Genomic DNA, 15,270 nt, shown 5'->3' with positions numbered 1-15,270 from the left:
CGGCGGTCTCCTGGAGGCGGTTGATCACGTGCTCCAAGGCCGCCTGCGGATGCGCCCGAACAGCCACCTCGAGGGTGGTGATGTCCATGGCACGCCGCTTGGCATGCGCTCTCCTTACGCCGGTACTAGCCGGTTCAAGTTCACGGGTTCGGTCATCGATGACCGTCTCAGCGTCAAGGCCCGCCTCGCGGCGGACCCCGGCACCCCGGAGCGGGCGCGATTGTGCGGGTGAGGCCTCGTCCTTGGCAAGCCCGGCGCATGTCAGGATGCGTCCCATGAGTTCATCAGGCCCCCGTCCCTCCGCCCCCACGCCGGCCACGCCCACCCCGGCGCGGGAACGACTGCGACTGCAACTGGGCGCGGTGCTCGCCTTCAGCCTGGCCCAGCTGACCCTGGCCGCGCTGCCGGTGCTGTGGGCGATCGCGACATGGCTGCCGCTGGCGCTGCTGGCGGCGGCGGCCGTGCTGGCACTGCCCGCCGTGTGGTGGGCGCGGCGCCGCACACGCGCGGCGTTATGGCCATGGGTCAGGAGCACGCTGGCGCTGTACGGCGTGAGCGGCCTGCTCATCGCGGCGCCTGTCTACTACCTGGCGCTCGTCACGTCGCTGAAGCCGCCCATCCAGCCCCAGGTGGTGCTGACCAATGGCAGCCGCACGCTGACCTTCCAGGGGATGATGCATGTGGGCACCGACGCCTTCTACCGTTCGGTCGTCTATGACGCGGGCAAGGCGCTGGTGGAAGGCGCGGTCATCTACTACGAGGGCGTGCTGCCCGACCCACGCGCCGATGCCTGGCTGAATGAGTACCTCGGCACGGGCCCCGACCTTGCCCGCGCCTACGAGCAGCTGGCCTCGACCTGCGGCCTGGTCTTTCAGGCCCGCTACTTCGAACCACTGGAGATCGACAAGCGGCAGCACCCGGCGCGGCATGTGGCGGCGGACGTGTCGTCGCGCGCGCTGCAACAGGAGTTCGATCGGCTGCTGGCCACCGATGTGAGCTTCCTGGAGGCCATGCAGGACCGCGAGGCCAGCCGCAGCGTGCCCGGCATCGGCAACCGACAGCTGGCGGCCTTTGTGGCCTGGCAGCGGCGCGGCAACGAACGCCAGCAGGCCATTGCGGGCACCGTCTGCCGCGGCATGCTGACGCTGCTGCTGCGCCCGCGCAGCGCCAAGGCCCGGCCGCGTGACCCGTTCGACGCCGTGACCATCGACTTCCGCAATCGGCAGCTGGTGCAGCGGCTGCTGGCCGACCCGCACGACAAGATCTTCCTGACCTACGGCGCCGCCCACCTGCCGGGCGTCTACGCGCTGCTGAAACAGGCCGATGCGCGCTGGCGGGTGGAGTCGGTCAAATGGATGCGCAGCGTGGCGCCGCCCGAGCACCTGAACGGCCGGCTCGACCTGGAACCCTGAGCCGGCCTCAGCAAAAAGGGCCGGCCACTTGCGCGGCCGGCCCAAAGCGCTGAAGCGCTCGAGGGGATTCGGTCGTCAGTCCTTGTCGGCCGGCATTGCGCCCGGCATGCCGTGCAGCGGCAGCGCGGTGGCGCCGCCCTGCGCTGCCGCCGGTTGGATGGCGGGCTTCTTGTCGCGCACGAGGTAGCTGTACAGCACCGGCACCACCACCAGCGTCAGCAGCGTCGACGTGATGACGCCGCCGATGATGGCGCGGCCCATGGGCGCTTGGATCTCGCCGCCGTCGTTGAGCGCGATGGCCATGGGCAGCATGCCGAACACCATGGCCGCCGTCGTCATGATGATGGGGCGCATGCGGATCAGCCCCGCCTCGCGCAGCGCCTCGGCCACCGTCGCGCCGGCCTTGCGGGCGTGGTTGGCGAAGTCGACGAGCAGGATGGCGTTCTTGGTCACCAGGCCCATCAGCATGACGAGGCCGATCATCGAGAACACGTTCAGCGTCGAGCGCCACAGCAGCAGGGCCAGCATCACGCCGATCAGCGCCAGCGGCAGGCTGGCCATGATGGCGATGGGCTGCAGGAAGCTGCCGAACTGGCTGGCCAGCACGATGTAGATGAAGATGGCCGCCAGCGCCATGGCCGCCAGCAGGCCGTTGAAGGCCTCGGCCTGCTGCTTGCCGGCGCCGTCCACCTTGAAGCTGGTGCCCGGGGGCAACTGGGTGTTCTTGATGAGCTTCTGCACGTCGGCGTTCACATCACCTGCCGGGCGGCCCTGCACGCCGGCAAACACGGCCTCGCGGCGCTGCAGGTTCTCGCGGCGGATGACCTCCGGGTTGAACACCGGCTCAATGGTGGCCACCTGGTCCAGCGTGATGGGCGCGCCCGTGGCCGAGAAGGCCACCGGCAGCTTGGCCATCTGCTCGATGCGCTCGCGCTGGTCGCGCGGCAGACGCAGCAGCACCTCGACCTGGTTGCCATCGGGCGTCGTCCAGTAGGTGGCGATCTCACCGTTGACGTAGGCACGCAGGGACGAGGCCACCTGCGGCGCCGTCAGGCCCAGCTCGCGGATGGCCGAGTCCTTCAGCCGCACGGCAAAGGCTGGCAGGCCGGGCTTGACGGTTGTATCCACGTCCACGGCGCCCGGGATCTTCTTGATGTTCTCGACGAGGTCCTTGGCGGCCTGCGTCAGCACCTCGGGGTCACTGCCCAGCAGCGTGATCCAGATCGGCCGGTCGAAGCCCACACTGACCTCCACGCCGGGGATCTTGGCGATGTCGGCGCGGATGGCGTCCTCGATATCCTTCTGCGTGCGGCGGCGCTCCTTGCGGTCGGTCAGCGTGATGTTCAGCGAGGCCTGGTTGCGGCCGGTGGCCATGCCCTCGCCGGTGCTGCCCACGACGGTGGAGACGGTCTTGATCTCGGGGTAGGCCTTGAGCAGCTCCTCGATCTGCGCGACCTTGGCACTGCCGCGCTCGATGCTGCTGGCCACCGGCATGCGCAGGTTGACCTGCGTGAAGCCGTTGTCGGTCTGCGGCACGAACTCGCTGCCCACCATGGGCGCCAGCGCGAGGGCGGCGACGAAGCTGGCGAAGGCGCCCCACATCACCAGGCCACGCGGCGTCAGCGTGGCGAAACGCAGCACGCGCCGGGCGCCCTTGTCGCGCTGGCCGTCCGCACCGAACGGATGACCGTAGGCGGGGATGGGCGGCACGAACACGCGGTAGCGTCGGCCGGAGAAGGCCCAGTCGATGGTGCGGGCGTAGCCATCGTGCAGCCGGTCCATCGCCCAGTCGGTCGCGCGGATCAGGTGGCCGATGACGGGCCACTGCTTGATGCGCGTGCTCGGCGGGTCCTGCCAGACGGAGGACAGCATGGGGTCCAGCGTGAAGCTGACGAACAGGCTGACCAGCACCGCCACCGCCACGGTGATGCCGAAGGGGTAGAAGAACTTACCGATGATGCCGCCCATGAAGGCGACCGGCACGAACACGGCGCAGATGGCAAACGTCGTCGCCATGACGGCCAGGCCGATCTCGTTGGTGCCGTCGAAGGACGCGGTGCGGTGGTCCTTGCCCATGCCGACATGGCGCACGATGTTCTCGCGCACGACGATGGCGTCGTCGATCAGCAGGCCGATGCACAGCGACAGCGCCATCATCGTCATGAAGTTCAGCGTGAAGCCGAAGGCATGCACGGCGATGAAGCTGGAGATGACGGCGATGGGCAGCGTCAGGCCCGTGATGATGGTGGAGCGCCAGCTGTGCAGGAACAGGAAGACGATGGCCACCGTCAGCAGCGCGCCTTCGATCAGCGTGTGGCGCAGGCCATCGAGCGAGCCTTTCACGAAGTCGCTGCTGGCGTAGATCAGGCGCAGCTCCACATCCTTGGGCAGCACCTTGCGCAGCTCCTCCATGCTCTCCTTGATGGCGTCGCCGGTCTTGACGATGTTGGCGTCCTGCTGCTTGAAGACGTTGAAGCTCACGGCCGGCTGGCCGTTGATGCGGGCGATGCTGTCCTGCTCGCGCTCGCGCTCAACAAGCGTGCCGAGGTCGTTCAGCGTCAGCGCCAGGTTGCCGCGGCGGGCCACCACCATGTGGCCGAAGGCCTTGGGGTCCTTCACGCGGCCTTCCACGCGCAGGATGGCGTCGCTGGTCTGGTCGGACAGCAGGCCCACCGGCTGGTCGGCATTGGCCTCGGCCAGTGCCTTGGCGATCTCGGCCGGCGTCACGCCATAGGCGCGCAGGCGCATGGGGTCGAGGTCGATGCGCACCTCGCGGGTCGTCATGCCGCCCACGTCCACCTTGGCCACGCCTTCCACGCGGCCCAGGCGCTTGGCCACGATGAGGTCGGCCATCATGGACAGCTCGCGCGAACCGCGCGTCGGGCTCAGCAGCGCCATGACGACGACGGGCTGCGCGTTGTCGTTCTCGAAGCGCTGCACCGTCGGCGGCTTGGCATCCCGCGGGAAGCGCGCCTGCGCGGCGGCCACGCGGTCGCGCAGGTCCTGCATCGCGCGGCCCATGTCGGCGTTCAGCGAGAACTCGACGCTGGCCTGCACACGGCCCTCGAAGCTGCGCGACTGGATGCGCTCCACGCCGGCAATGGTGTTGAGCGCCTCTTCCAGCGGCTTGGCGATCTCGCGCTCCACGGCCTCGGGCGAGGCGCCGGGGTAGCGCACGTCCACCGACGCGCCGGGGAAAGAGATGTCGGGCATCTGCTCGACACCCAGGCGCGAGTAGGCAAACAGGCCCAGCACGCACAGCGCGACCATCACCATGGTCGCGAAGACCGGGTTCTGGATGGAAACACGGGTCATCCACATGGCGCGCCCCTCACTGCTTCACCGGGGCCGAAGCGCCGGCGCTGGCCAGTCGTGCGGCCTTGGCGGCCACCACGCGCGCCGGGTCACCCTCGCGCAGGTTGTCGAAGCGGGCGGCCAGCACCAGGGCCTGCGGCGCCAGGCCGTTCAGGATCTCCACGCGGCCCTCGCGCACATCGCTGCGCCCGGTGGTGACGACGCGGCGAGCCAGCGTGCCGTTCTCGATCATCCAGACCTGCTCCTGGCCCGCGTTGCGGCTGATGGCCGACATCGGCACGGTCAGGCGCTGCGTGTCGTCGGCCAGCACCACCTTGGCCACGGCGTACTGGCCGGCGCGGTAGAGCTCCTTGGGGTTGTCCAGCACCAGCGTCACGCCGATGGACCGCGTGCCCGGCTCGGCGCTGGGCGCGATGCGGGCGATCTTGGCCTCCACCGCCTGCTCCACGCCCTCCACCGTGACCTGCACCGCCATGCCCGGCTGCAGGCGGCTCACCTCGTGCGTGCCCACCAGGCCGGCCAGTTCAAGCTTCGCGAGGTCGACGATGGTCAGGATCTGCTGCTCGGCGGCAAGCTTCTCGCCCGGCAGCGCATGGCGCTTGGCGACAATGCCGTTGATGGGCGCGACCAGCCCGGCCTGGCGCATCGTCACCTGGCTGGTGTCCAGCTGCGCCTTGGCCGCCAGCCAGTTGGCGCGCGCGGACTCATAGGCGGCGCGCGAGTTGTCCAGTGCCGTCTGGGCGATGAAGTTTTTGCTGGCCAGGCCCTCGTTGGCCTTGTGGCTGCGCTCGGCCTGCTCCATCTGCGCCCGCATGGCGTCGACGCTGGCGCCGCGCTCGGCGATGCGATAGCGCAGCTCCTCCAGGTCCACCTGGCCCAGCGCCTGGCCGGCCTTCACGCGGCTGCCCTCGGCCACCGCGAGGTTCAGCAGCGTGCCGTTGGACTTGGCGCGCACGACCACGGTGCCGGGCGCCACCAGCGGGCCGCTGAACTCGATCTGCGCCGGCATCGCCATGACAAGCGGCTTGACGACCTCGCTGGCGACGAACTCGAGCGCCGGCTTGGCCTTTTCGGCCGGCGGCTGCTGCGGGCTCTCGCCCTTGCTCGCCATGACACCCACGCCCGCACCGCCGACCAGCACCACCGCGGCAATGCCACCCCACTTGAACGACTTGCGCATGACTCCCCCGAATTGCTCTCTGAAACAGACCTTTGCAGTCTAGAAACGGAGCTTTCTCGGCGCAGCGCCGGAGTGACGAAACGCGGATTGCAGGGGCTGAGCTGCACAAGGCCGATGCTGGGCCGGCCGCAGGGGTAGTCCGCGCCAGGCGCCGCGCCGCGCGGCAGGCGGCGGTCCACGCCCGCCGCTGGCGCTACCGATCAGCGCTGGCCAGCGATGGGTGGCACGGGCAGCGCCACATCCCCGCACTGCGCGCGGTGGCGCAGCGCATGGTCCATCAGCACGAGGGCCAGCATGGCCTCAGCGATGGGCGTGGCGCGGATGCCCACACAGGGGTCGTGGCGGCCGAAGGTCTCGACCGTGACCGGGTTGCCGGCGCGGTCGATGCTCGCCTTGGGGCTGCGGATGGAGCTGGTGGGCTTGATGGCGATCTCGGCCACGATGTCCTGGCCGGTGGAGATGCCGCCCAGCACGCCGCCGGCGTTGTTGCTGGCAAAGCCGTCGCGGCTCAGCTCGTCGCCATGCTCGGTGCCCTTCTGGGCGACCGACGCAAAGCCCGCGCCGATCTCCACGCCCTTGACGGCATTGATGCCCATCAGCGCGTAGGCGATGTCGGCATCCAGCTTGTCAAACAGCGGCGCGCCCAGGCCCACGGGCACGTTCGTCGCCTCCACGCGGATGCGCGCGCCGACCGAGTCACCGGCGCGGCGCAGGTCGTCCATGTAGGCCTCCAGCGCGGCGATCTGGCCGGCGTTGGCGGCGAAGAAGGGGTTGTCGCCCACGTGTTGCCAGCCTTCGAAGGCGATCGGCACTTCGCCCAGCTGCGTCATGCAGCCGCGGAACTCGGTGCCGAACTTCTCGCGCAGCCACTTGCGGGCCACGGCGCCGGCACCCACCATGGGCGCCGTCAGCCGCGCCGACGAGCGGCCGCCACCGCGCGGGTCGCGCACGCCGTACTTGCGCCAGTAGGTGTAGTCGGCATGGCCGGGGCGGAAGGTGTCGAGGATGTTGCCGTAGTCCTTGCTGCGCTGGTCGGTGTTCTCGATCAGCAGGCAGATGGGCGTGCCAGTGGTCACGCCCTCGTAGACGCCGGACAGGATCTTCACCGCATCGGGTTCGTTCCGCTGCGTGACATGCCGGCTGGTGCCGGGGCGGCGGCGATCCAGCTCGGGCTGGATGTCGGCCTCGCTGAGGCTCATCCCCGGCGGGCAGCCGTCGATGACGCAGCCGATGGCCGGCCCGTGGCTTTCGCCGAAGTTGGTGACGCGGAAGAGTTCGCCGAAGGTGCTGCCTGACATATCCGGCAATTTTAGGACGCGCCCCAAAGCGAAAGCGGCCCCGCAAGGCCGCCTTCTCGGGATGCGAACAGCCGCTCAGGCCTTGGGTTCAGCCTCTGCGTTGCCCTCCTCCACCGGCCAGTCACGGATGTAGGCCTTGAGCATGCGGTTCTCGAAGTCCTGGCTGTCCACCACCGCCTTGGCCACGTCGTAGAACGAAATGACGCCCATCAGCGTGCGGCCGTTCAGCACCGGCATGTAGCGCGCATGGCGGCCCAGCATCATGCGGCGCACCTCGTCGATCTCGGTCTCGGGCGTGCAGGTCAGCGGCGCGTCGTCCATGACCGTGCGTACGATGGTGGCGCCGACCTCACCGCCGTTCTTCACGACGGCCTGGATGGCCTCGCGGAAGGTCAGCATACCCACCAAGTCGCCATGCTCCATGACGACCAGGGAGCCGATGTCCCGTTCCGCCATGACGGCCAGCGATGCCTTCAGAGGCTCGTCGGGCGAGACAGTGAACAGGGTGCCGCCTTTGACACGCAGGATATCGACGACTTTCATGGGGAGGCCTCCGGGGAAATCTGCGGGCAACATAGCACACAAACCGCCGCTGGCGACCCCATGGAATACAGCATGTGGCCCGGATCGCGGCCACGTTGGAATGTGGCCTCATGAGCGCCGACCGCTTTCAACGCTTTGCCGATTTCTACCCGTTCTACCTTCGCGAGCACAGTGACCGGCGCAACCGCCGGCTGCATTTCGCGGGCTCCACGCTGGTGTTGGGCTGCATGTTGCAACTGGGCTGGACGCGCGACCCCCAATGGTTGCTGTGGGGCCTGCTATGCGGCTACGGCTTTGCGTGGGTGGGGCACTTCTTTTTCGAGAAGAACCGCCCGGCCACCTTCCAGTACCCGCTCTACAGCCTGATGGGTGACTGGGTGATGTATGCCGACATCTGGCGCGGGCGCGTCAAGCTGTGAGCCGGCGGCGCGCCTCAGCGCCGCCACGCCACACCCAGGTTGACCTGATGGCTGCCGGGTTGCTGGACCCAGGGGCTGTCCGCCGCAGGCCCGAGCAACCGGCGCACGCCCACGCTGCCGAACACCAGCCAATGCGGCCCGAGCGCACGCTTCACGCCCACCGACAGTGACGCATCGCGCACCCCCATGCCGGGCACGTAAGCAGGCAATCCACTGCGCTCAACGGCCGACACGGGCACACCGAAATGGCTGCGCATGTTCAGCGCACTGGCGGCTGTCACCGCCAGGCTGGCGCTCCACTCCGCGTCCGCGCTGCGGTGGAAACGCCAGCCGAGGTCTGCACCGGCCAGCCAGCCGCCGCCGCGCCCCAGCGCGTCTTGGGACCACCAACCATCCAGCTGCCAATCCTTGGTCAGGCTGTAGTTGGCGTAGATCCGCACCCGCAGCGTGCGCTTGACGTCGGGCAGACCGCGCGTGGCGTCGGCGTCTGCGCTGTCCCGGCCGTTGTCCAAGCGCAGCGCTGCGCCCACTTGCCAATCCTCGCCGGCCAGCAGTTCGGTGCTTGCCCCGGCGCCGGCAACCTGGCGCCCGAAGCCCAACAGACTGCTGCCGCCGGCGCTCGCAATGCGCACGCGACCCAGCCTGAACGCCAGCACCGGCCGCAACTTGAGCTCACGCCGAGTAGCACCGTCATATTCGGGTGCCGCGGACGCGGCCAGGCCCAACACATAACGCGGTGATTCCTCGCTGTCGGCCGCCTGCGCCCAACAGGGCAGCGCCGCGATGGGGCCGAGAACCAGAAGGACGGTCAGCAGGCCTTGCATGGCGCAAGACTAACAGCGCCATGCGAGCCGAGGCCTCAGTCGCCCTGAAGTTCGCGTGTCAGATTCGACAGCATGTCGTCCACCATCGCATCCAGGTCGTACTGCAGGGCCCAGCCCCAATCGGCCTGCGCTGCGCTGTCGTCGATGCGCTGCGGCCAGCTGGCCGCGATGGCCTGGCGGAAGTCGGGCACGCAGTCCATCGTGAATGCGGGGATGCGACGGCGGATGCTGGCAGCGATCTGCTCGGGCGTGAAGCTCACGCCGGCCAGGTTGTAGCTGCCGCGCTGCTTCACCGCCTCGGCCGGCGCGTTCATCAGCTCCAGCGTGGCACGCAGCGCGTCGGCCATGTACATCATGGGCAGCGCCTGGTCCTGCTGAAGGAAGCAGGTGTAGCGGCCTTGCTGGATGGCGGCATGGAAGATCTCCACGGCGTAGTCCGTCGTGCCGCCGCCGGGCGGCGTTTTCCAGCTGATGAGGCCGGGGTAGCGCAGGCTGCGCACGTCCACACCGTGCTTGGCGTGGTACCAGGCGCACCAGCGCTCGCCCGCCAGCTTGGAGATGCCGTAGACGGTCGTCGGGTCCATCACCGTGGTCTGCGGCGTGTCCACGGCCGGCGTGTTGGGGCCGAAGGCCGCGATGGAGCTGGGCCAGAAGATCTTGTCCAGCTTCTCGTGCCGGGCCAGCTCCAGCACGTTGAGCAGGCCCTTCATGTTCAGGTCCCAAGCCCACATCGGGTGCTTCTCGCCGTTGGCCGACAGCGCGGCCGCGAGGTGGTAGATCTGCGTGATCTTGTGCCGCTTGACGATGGTGGTCAGCGCGCCGGCGTCGGTCACGTCCAGCGTTTCGTGTGCCAGCGTGGGCACGCGGCCCTTGGGGGCGAGGTCACTGGTGATGACCGCGTCGTTGCCGTGCAGCTTGGCCAGCTCCACCGCCAGCTCGGTACCGATCTGCCCGTTGGCGCCGATGATCAGGATGCGGGTGGGGCGGCTCATTGCACGATCCCCAGTTCGCGGCCGGCTTGGGCGAAGGCTGCGACCGCCTTCTCCAGGTGCTCACGCTCGTGCACCGCCGAGATCTGCACACGGATGCGCGCCTGGCCCTTGGGCACCACCGGGAAGAAGAAGCCCACGGCGTAGATGCCCAGCTCCAGGATGCGCTGGCTCAGCTTCTGCGCCTTGACCGCGTCGTACACCATGATCGGCACGATCGGGTGGGTGCCCGGCTTGATCTCGAAACCCGCTGCCTGGATGGCCTCACGGAAGTAGGCGGTGTTGGCCTCCAGCTTGTCGCGCAGCGCAGTGGAGCCTTCCAGCAGGTCCAGCACGGCCAGCGATGCGCCCGCAATGCTGGGTGCCAGCGTGTTGCTGAAGAGGTAGGGGCGCGAGCGCTGGCGCAGCAGCTCCACCACCTCCTTGCGCGCCGCGGTGAAACCGCCGGACGCGCCGCCCAGGGCCTTGCCGAAGGTGCCGGTGATGATGTCGATCTTGCCGAACACGCCGCAGTGCTCGGGCGTGCCGCGGCCGGTCTTGCCCATGAAGCCGCTCGCGTGGCATTCGTCCACACCCAGCAACGCGCCGTACTGGTCGCACAGCGCCCGGATCTTGTCGAGCTGGGCGATGGTGCCGTCCATGCTGAACACGCCGTCGGTGAACACCAGCGTGAAGCGGGCGCCCTTGGCTTGGGCCTCCTTGAGGCAGCGCTCCAGATCAGCCAGGTTGTTGTGCTCGTAGCGGTAGCGCTGCGCCTTGCACAGGCGGATGCCGTCGATGATGGACGCATGGTTCAGCGCGTCGCTGATGATGGCGTCTTGCTCGCCCAGAAGCGGCTCGAAGAGGCCGCCGTTGGCGTCGAACGCGGCGGCGTACAGGATGGCGTCTTCACAGCCCACGAAGCGGGCGATGCGCTGCTCCAGTGTCTTGTGCAGGTCCTGCGTGCCGCAGATGAAGCGCACCGACGACAGGCCGAAGCCGTGCGTGCGCAGCGCCTCGTGCGCGGCCTCGATGACGGCCGGGTGCGACGACAGGCCCAGGTAGTTGTTGGCGCACAGGTTGATGACCTCGCGGCCATCGCTCGTGTGCACCACGGCGCCCTGCGGCGTGGTGATGATGCGCTCGGCCTTGTAGAGGCCGGCGGCGCGGATGCCGTCCAGCTCGGACTGCAGGTGTTGATAGAAGGCTTGGCTCATGGCGCCGCTCCTGGTGCACAATTCGGTAAATTGAACGCGTTCGATATATCGAACTTGCGTGCAGTATCTGAAAAACATCTACCGCCGTCAAGCATGAGCATGGATACCGAACCGCCCCGCGTCGGCGCGGCCCTGCAGGCCCTGCGCACCAGTCGCAGCCTGTCGCTGGACGACCTCTCCAAGCGCGCCGGGGTCAGCAAGTCCATGTTGTCGCAGATCGAGCGCAACCAGGCCAACCCCACGGTGGCCGTGGTCTGGCGGCTGGCCAATGCGCTGGGTGTGGACATGGGCGAGCTGCTGGGCGGCGAACGCACCGCCACGCCCGCCATCGAGACCGTGCCGGCGCACGCCACGCCCGGCCTCACCAGCCCCGACGGCCTGTGCAAGCTGCGCATCCTCGGCCCCATTGAGCTGGCCGGCCAGTTCGAGTGGTACGAGCTCAGCGTGCAGCCCGGGGGCGTGCTGGACAGCCAGGCGCACGAGCCCGGCTCGCGCGAACACCTGTCCGTGCTGACCGGCAGCCTGGAAGTCAGCGCCCAGGGCGTGACGAGCAAGCTCAAGGCCGGCGAGACCGCGCGCTATGCCGTAGACGGCCCACATGCGATCCGCAACGTCGCCAAGTCGGCGGCCACCGCGCTGCTGGTGGTGCTGCACCCCTGAACGGGGCGCTCAGTCCTTGCCGGTGTAGCCGGCCGCCGCCATGCCGGCGGCGGCCGCCGCCTGCGCCCGCTGCAGCGCATCGCGCACGGGCACCTGGCCGCCCAGCACGCGCGACACCTCCACGGCTACCTGGCCGCCAATGGACGCGAACTCCGGGATGCCGACGTACTGGATGCCGACGTAATGCCGGTTCAGCGTCAGCGCGTCGTCTTCGGCATTGGCCAGCGCGGCCTGAACGGTGGCGTGGAACGGCGCTGCGGCGCGGTAATCGCGGCTGGCATAGGTGGAGCGGCGCGTGCCGGGCGGCACCGCCACCCAGCCATGGCGCTTGGCCACCGACTGGATGTAACCCCGAGACGTTGCCCACGCGATGAAGGCCTGCGCCTCGGCGGCGCGCGGCGACGAGTGCGGCACAGCGAGCGACCAGCTCCACAGCCACGCACTGCCTCGCGCCGTGACGGCCCGTGGCGCGGCCACCACGCCCACCTTGTCGGCCACGCGGGAGCGGCGCGCGTCGTACAGCGCCCCGGCAGCCACCGTCGCGTCCACCCAGATCGCGCAGCGGCCGGCGGAGAACAGCCGCAGGTTCTCGTTGTAGCCATTGCGATCGGCGTCCGGCGGCCCCCAGCGGCGCAGCAGCGTGGCGTACATGGACACAGCTGACTGCCAGGCCGGCGAGGTGATTTCGGGGCGCCAGGACTCGTCAAACCAGCGGCCGCCATAGGCGTTCACCATGGTGCTGACCAGCGTCATGTTCTCGCCCCAGCCGGGCCGCCCGCGCAGGCAGACGCCATACACACCCTGCGACGGCTGGTGCAGGCGCTCGGCGGCGTGAGCGATGTCGTCCCAGCTCGGCTGCGGGGGCATGCGCAGACCGGCGGCGTCCAGCAGGTCGCGGCGGTAGTAGGTGATGGAGCTTTCGGCGTAGAACGGCAGCGCGAACAGCCGGCCTTCGTGCGACAGGCTGGCCCGCACGCTGGGAAAGATGTCGGCCACGTCGTAGGCAGGCGCCGGTGTCGGCGGCGGCACCAGCCAGCCGCGGCGGGCCCACAGCGGCACCTCGTAGGAGCCCAGCGTGACGACGTCGAACTGTCCGTCGTGGATGGCCAGATCACTCAGCAGCCGCGTGCGCAGCGTGCCCTCGTCCATCACCCGCCAGTGGAGCTTGACGCGCGGGTGGCGGGCCTCGTACTCCCGCGCCAGCTCCCGCATCAGCAGCATGTCGGCGTTGTTGACGGTGCCAATGGTCAAGCGAACTTCGCCGTTGCCCGTGGCCGACGGTGCGGCGGGCTGCAGGCCGTGACGGGCCAGGATGCGCTCCAGACCGCCATCGCTGGCCAGCCGGCGCAACCCGGCATCAAACACGGCCAGCCGCCGCCTGCCCTCAGACGACTTGACGTTGAACGCCACATGGAAGGGACGCGACTGCGCCAGCCCCGGCACGAAGGCCAGCTTGCCGATGAGCTGGGGGCGTCGGCCGGTGATGAGGTCCGCCGCGGTAAAGCGATCGATCAGCAGCAAGCGCACGCGGTCGCGGTCGAGCTTGTCGATGTTCTGCAGATCGTCGCTGGCCAGCTCAACGCCAGACATCGCCGGGTCGGGCTCGCCACGGCGCACCACGCCCAGCGTCAACCCACGCTGGCTGAGGCCAGCCGCCACGGCCTGCAGCCCGGCGTCGAGATCAACGTCAGCCGGTAGCGCCGTGGACTTCTTCTTCAGCAAGCCCAGCGTATCGCCAGGAAACGCGCTCGACACCTGCAGCGTCTCCGGCAACTCAGCATCGCCGGTGGCCACCGGCAGCACGCCATGCACCTCGCCGCGCGCCGCCAGCAACAGGGCGCGGGCGGGTGGCACGAAGCGGAACTGCACCGTCCACCCCTGGGTGCGCAGCGCCTCGGTCACGAGTTCGGCGACATAGCCCTTGCCAGGCAGCGACTCGCCCACATAGGGCACGCGCTCGCTGGCGGCCAGCACGATCTGCCGCGCAGCGGCATCCTGCCCGCGCGCCGCCGACGCGGCCACCACCATGCCGGCCAGCGCCAGCAGCCGGACGGCAGCTCGCCATGCAGGCGCCGCACGCGGCGAGCTCGTCTCGGGGGCGGTCCGGCGTGCGGCGCTCATGCGTTCAGCGGGTGGGGCTGGCGGGCTCAAGCAGCCGGTCCAGCGTCAGCCCGGCCCACTGGCCCTGGGCCCACAGGTTGGCGAGCAGGCCCTGGCGGTCGGCCAGGAAGCCGGTCAGCAGCGGCTCGGCCGGCGCCCGCTCGGGCGCGCACAGCAGCACCAGGCGCTGGGCGCCCTCCTCTTCCAGTCGGCCTATCCAACCCATGCTGAGCAGCTTGTCGACGACGGGGCTGAGCTGCAGCGGGTCCACGCGCAGCGCGCGGGCCAGGCCCAGGTCGGACAGGCCCTGGCGGCCCGCATCGCGCACGCGCCACAGCTCGCGCAGCACCTCCAGCGCCATGGCCAGCGGCTGGCCCGGCGTGTCGGGCCGCAGGTGCAGGCGGCCGGTCAGGCTGGGCGTGTTGGCGGCGAGGATGGCGCCCAGCAGCACGATGACCCAGCCAAGGTAGACCCAGATGAGGAACACTGGCACGGTGGCGAAGGCGCCGTACAGCGTCGAGTAGGTCGGCACCTTCTTCACGTACCAGGCCAACAGCGACTTGGCGATGGCGAAGCCGATGGACACGAAGGCCCCGCCCAGCAGTGCGTGGCGCCAGCGCACATGGGTGTTGGGCACGTAATGGAACAGGCCGGCAATGGCCAGGCCCAGCAGCACGATGTCCGCGCCACCCAGCAGCGTGGTGAGGCTGGCCGGCGTCTTGTTGATGAAGCCCTGACCGACGTCGAGCGCGTAGCTGGTCAGCGCCAGGCTGCCGCCCAGCAGCAGCGGGCCCAGCGTCAGCGCGGCCCAGTACACCAGCACCCGCTGCGCCATGGGGCGCGGGCGGCGCACGCGCCAGATGGCATTGAGCGTGCGGTCGATGGTGAGCATCAGTGCCAGCGCCGTCACGCCCAGCACGATCAGGCCTGCGGCACCCAGCTTGCTGGCCTTGGCGGCGAACTGCGTCAGCGAGGCCAGCACCGGCTTGGCGATGTTGGGTGGGATCAGGCTCTTCAGGAAGTACTGCTCCAGCGCCGATTGCAGGCTGGCAAACATCGGGAAGGCCGTGAACACCGCCAGCATCACCGTCAGCAGCGGCACCAGCGAGATCAGCGTCGTGAACGTCAGGCTGCCGGCGGTCAGGCCCAGCCGCTCCTCGCGAAAGCGCTGGCGGAAGGTGTGCAGCGTCTGCAGCCAGGGCCAGGCCAGCAACTGGTCGATGAAGTTCTGCGCAAACGCGATGGGGTTGCGGGACAGTGGTGCGTCGGGGTTGTCGGCCAGGTTCGGCGGCACGGGAGCGGGGGACATGGCTTCTATGATGCCGCAGCTATGC

At 69.3% G+C, this 15,270-nt stretch carries 12 protein-coding genes and 1 riboswitch; of the genes, 3 read left to right on the top strand and 9 right to left on the bottom strand.

Annotation, left to right across the window (positions count from 1 at the left end; translation table 11 throughout):
- Positions 1-94 precede the first annotated feature (94 nt).
- Positions 95-218: riboswitch (TPP riboswitch) on the bottom strand.
- Positions 219-275: 57 nt separating this feature from the next.
- Positions 276-1,412, top strand: a complete 1,137-nt coding sequence (locus tag NYO99_RS04635; protein WP_268165917.1) for a hypothetical protein — start codon at positions 276-278, stop codon at positions 1,410-1,412.
- A gap of 75 nt (positions 1,413-1,487) precedes the next feature.
- On the opposite strand, the gene NYO99_RS04630 is transcribed toward NYO99_RS04635, so the two are convergent.
- The 4 genes from NYO99_RS04630 to NYO99_RS04615 all read right to left on the bottom strand — a co-directional run bounded on the left by NYO99_RS04630 (position 1,488) and on the right by NYO99_RS04615 (position 7,748).
- Entirely contained in the window at positions 1,488-4,733 is a 3,246-nt protein-coding gene (locus NYO99_RS04630) for an efflux RND transporter permease subunit (protein ID WP_268165916.1), read from the bottom strand.
- A 10-nt stretch (positions 4,734-4,743) separates the two neighbouring features.
- Positions 4,744-5,907, bottom strand: coding sequence for an efflux RND transporter periplasmic adaptor subunit (locus tag NYO99_RS04625; protein ID WP_268165915.1), 1,164 nt, complete (start codon positions 5,905-5,907; stop codon positions 4,744-4,746).
- Between the two features lie 200 nt (positions 5,908-6,107).
- On the bottom strand, positions 6,108-7,205 hold the full coding sequence (aroC, locus tag NYO99_RS04620) for a chorismate synthase (protein WP_268165914.1): 1,098 nt from the start codon (positions 7,203-7,205) through the stop codon (positions 6,108-6,110).
- A gap of 75 nt (positions 7,206-7,280) precedes the next feature.
- A complete protein-coding gene (locus NYO99_RS04615) occupies positions 7,281-7,748 on the bottom strand; it encodes a CBS domain-containing protein (protein WP_268165913.1) in 468 nt (155 codons plus the stop codon).
- A gap of 110 nt (positions 7,749-7,858) precedes the next feature.
- Between NYO99_RS04615 and NYO99_RS04610 the strand changes: the two genes are divergently transcribed.
- Entirely contained in the window at positions 7,859-8,167 is a 309-nt protein-coding gene (locus NYO99_RS04610; RefSeq protein WP_268165912.1) for an Mpo1-like protein, read from the top strand.
- A gap of 14 nt (positions 8,168-8,181) precedes the next feature.
- Here the strand turns inward: NYO99_RS04610 and NYO99_RS04605 are convergent, their stop codons facing one another.
- The 3 genes from NYO99_RS04605 to kbl are packed head-to-tail and all read right to left on the bottom strand — an operon-like array spanning position 8,182 to position 11,176.
- Positions 8,182-8,991 (bottom strand): MipA/OmpV family protein, encoded by an 810-nt coding sequence (locus tag NYO99_RS04605; RefSeq protein ID WP_268165911.1) that lies wholly within the window; start codon positions 8,989-8,991, stop codon positions 8,182-8,184.
- A gap of 35 nt (positions 8,992-9,026) precedes the next feature.
- Positions 9,027-9,983, bottom strand: a complete 957-nt coding sequence (locus NYO99_RS04600; RefSeq protein WP_268165910.1) for an NAD-dependent epimerase/dehydratase family protein — start codon at positions 9,981-9,983, stop codon at positions 9,027-9,029.
- Positions 9,980-11,176 carry a glycine C-acetyltransferase gene (kbl, locus tag NYO99_RS04595; protein ID WP_268165909.1) on the bottom strand — a complete coding sequence of 399 codons (1,197 nt, stop codon included), beginning with the start codon at positions 11,174-11,176 and terminating at the stop codon, positions 9,980-9,982. The genes NYO99_RS04600 and kbl overlap by 4 nt, the downstream gene beginning before the upstream one ends.
- A 93-nt stretch (positions 11,177-11,269) precedes the next feature.
- Between kbl and NYO99_RS04590 the strand changes: the two genes are divergently transcribed.
- Entirely contained in the window at positions 11,270-11,836 is a 567-nt protein-coding gene (locus NYO99_RS04590; RefSeq protein WP_268165908.1) for a helix-turn-helix domain-containing protein, read from the top strand.
- Between the two features lie 9 nt (positions 11,837-11,845).
- Here NYO99_RS04590 and NYO99_RS04585 read toward each other — a convergent pair whose 3' ends face one another.
- Positions 11,846-13,957: an ABC transporter substrate-binding protein gene (locus NYO99_RS04585; protein ID WP_268165907.1), complete on the bottom strand. Its 2,112-nt coding sequence runs from the start codon at positions 13,955-13,957 to the stop codon at positions 11,846-11,848.
- A gap of 4 nt (positions 13,958-13,961) precedes the next feature.
- Positions 13,962-15,245, bottom strand: coding sequence for a YihY family inner membrane protein (locus tag NYO99_RS04580; RefSeq protein WP_268165906.1), 1,284 nt, complete (start codon positions 15,243-15,245; stop codon positions 13,962-13,964).
- Between the last annotated feature and the right edge of the window lie 25 nt (positions 15,246-15,270).

Origin of the sequence: Roseateles hydrophilus, from assembly GCF_026712245.1 — a bacterium.
Lineage (GTDB): Bacteria > Pseudomonadota > Gammaproteobacteria > Burkholderiales > Burkholderiaceae_C > Pelomonas > Pelomonas hydrophilus.
The sequence above is the reverse complement of the archived record's forward strand: the minus strand, read 5'-3'. Positions and strand labels throughout refer to the sequence as shown.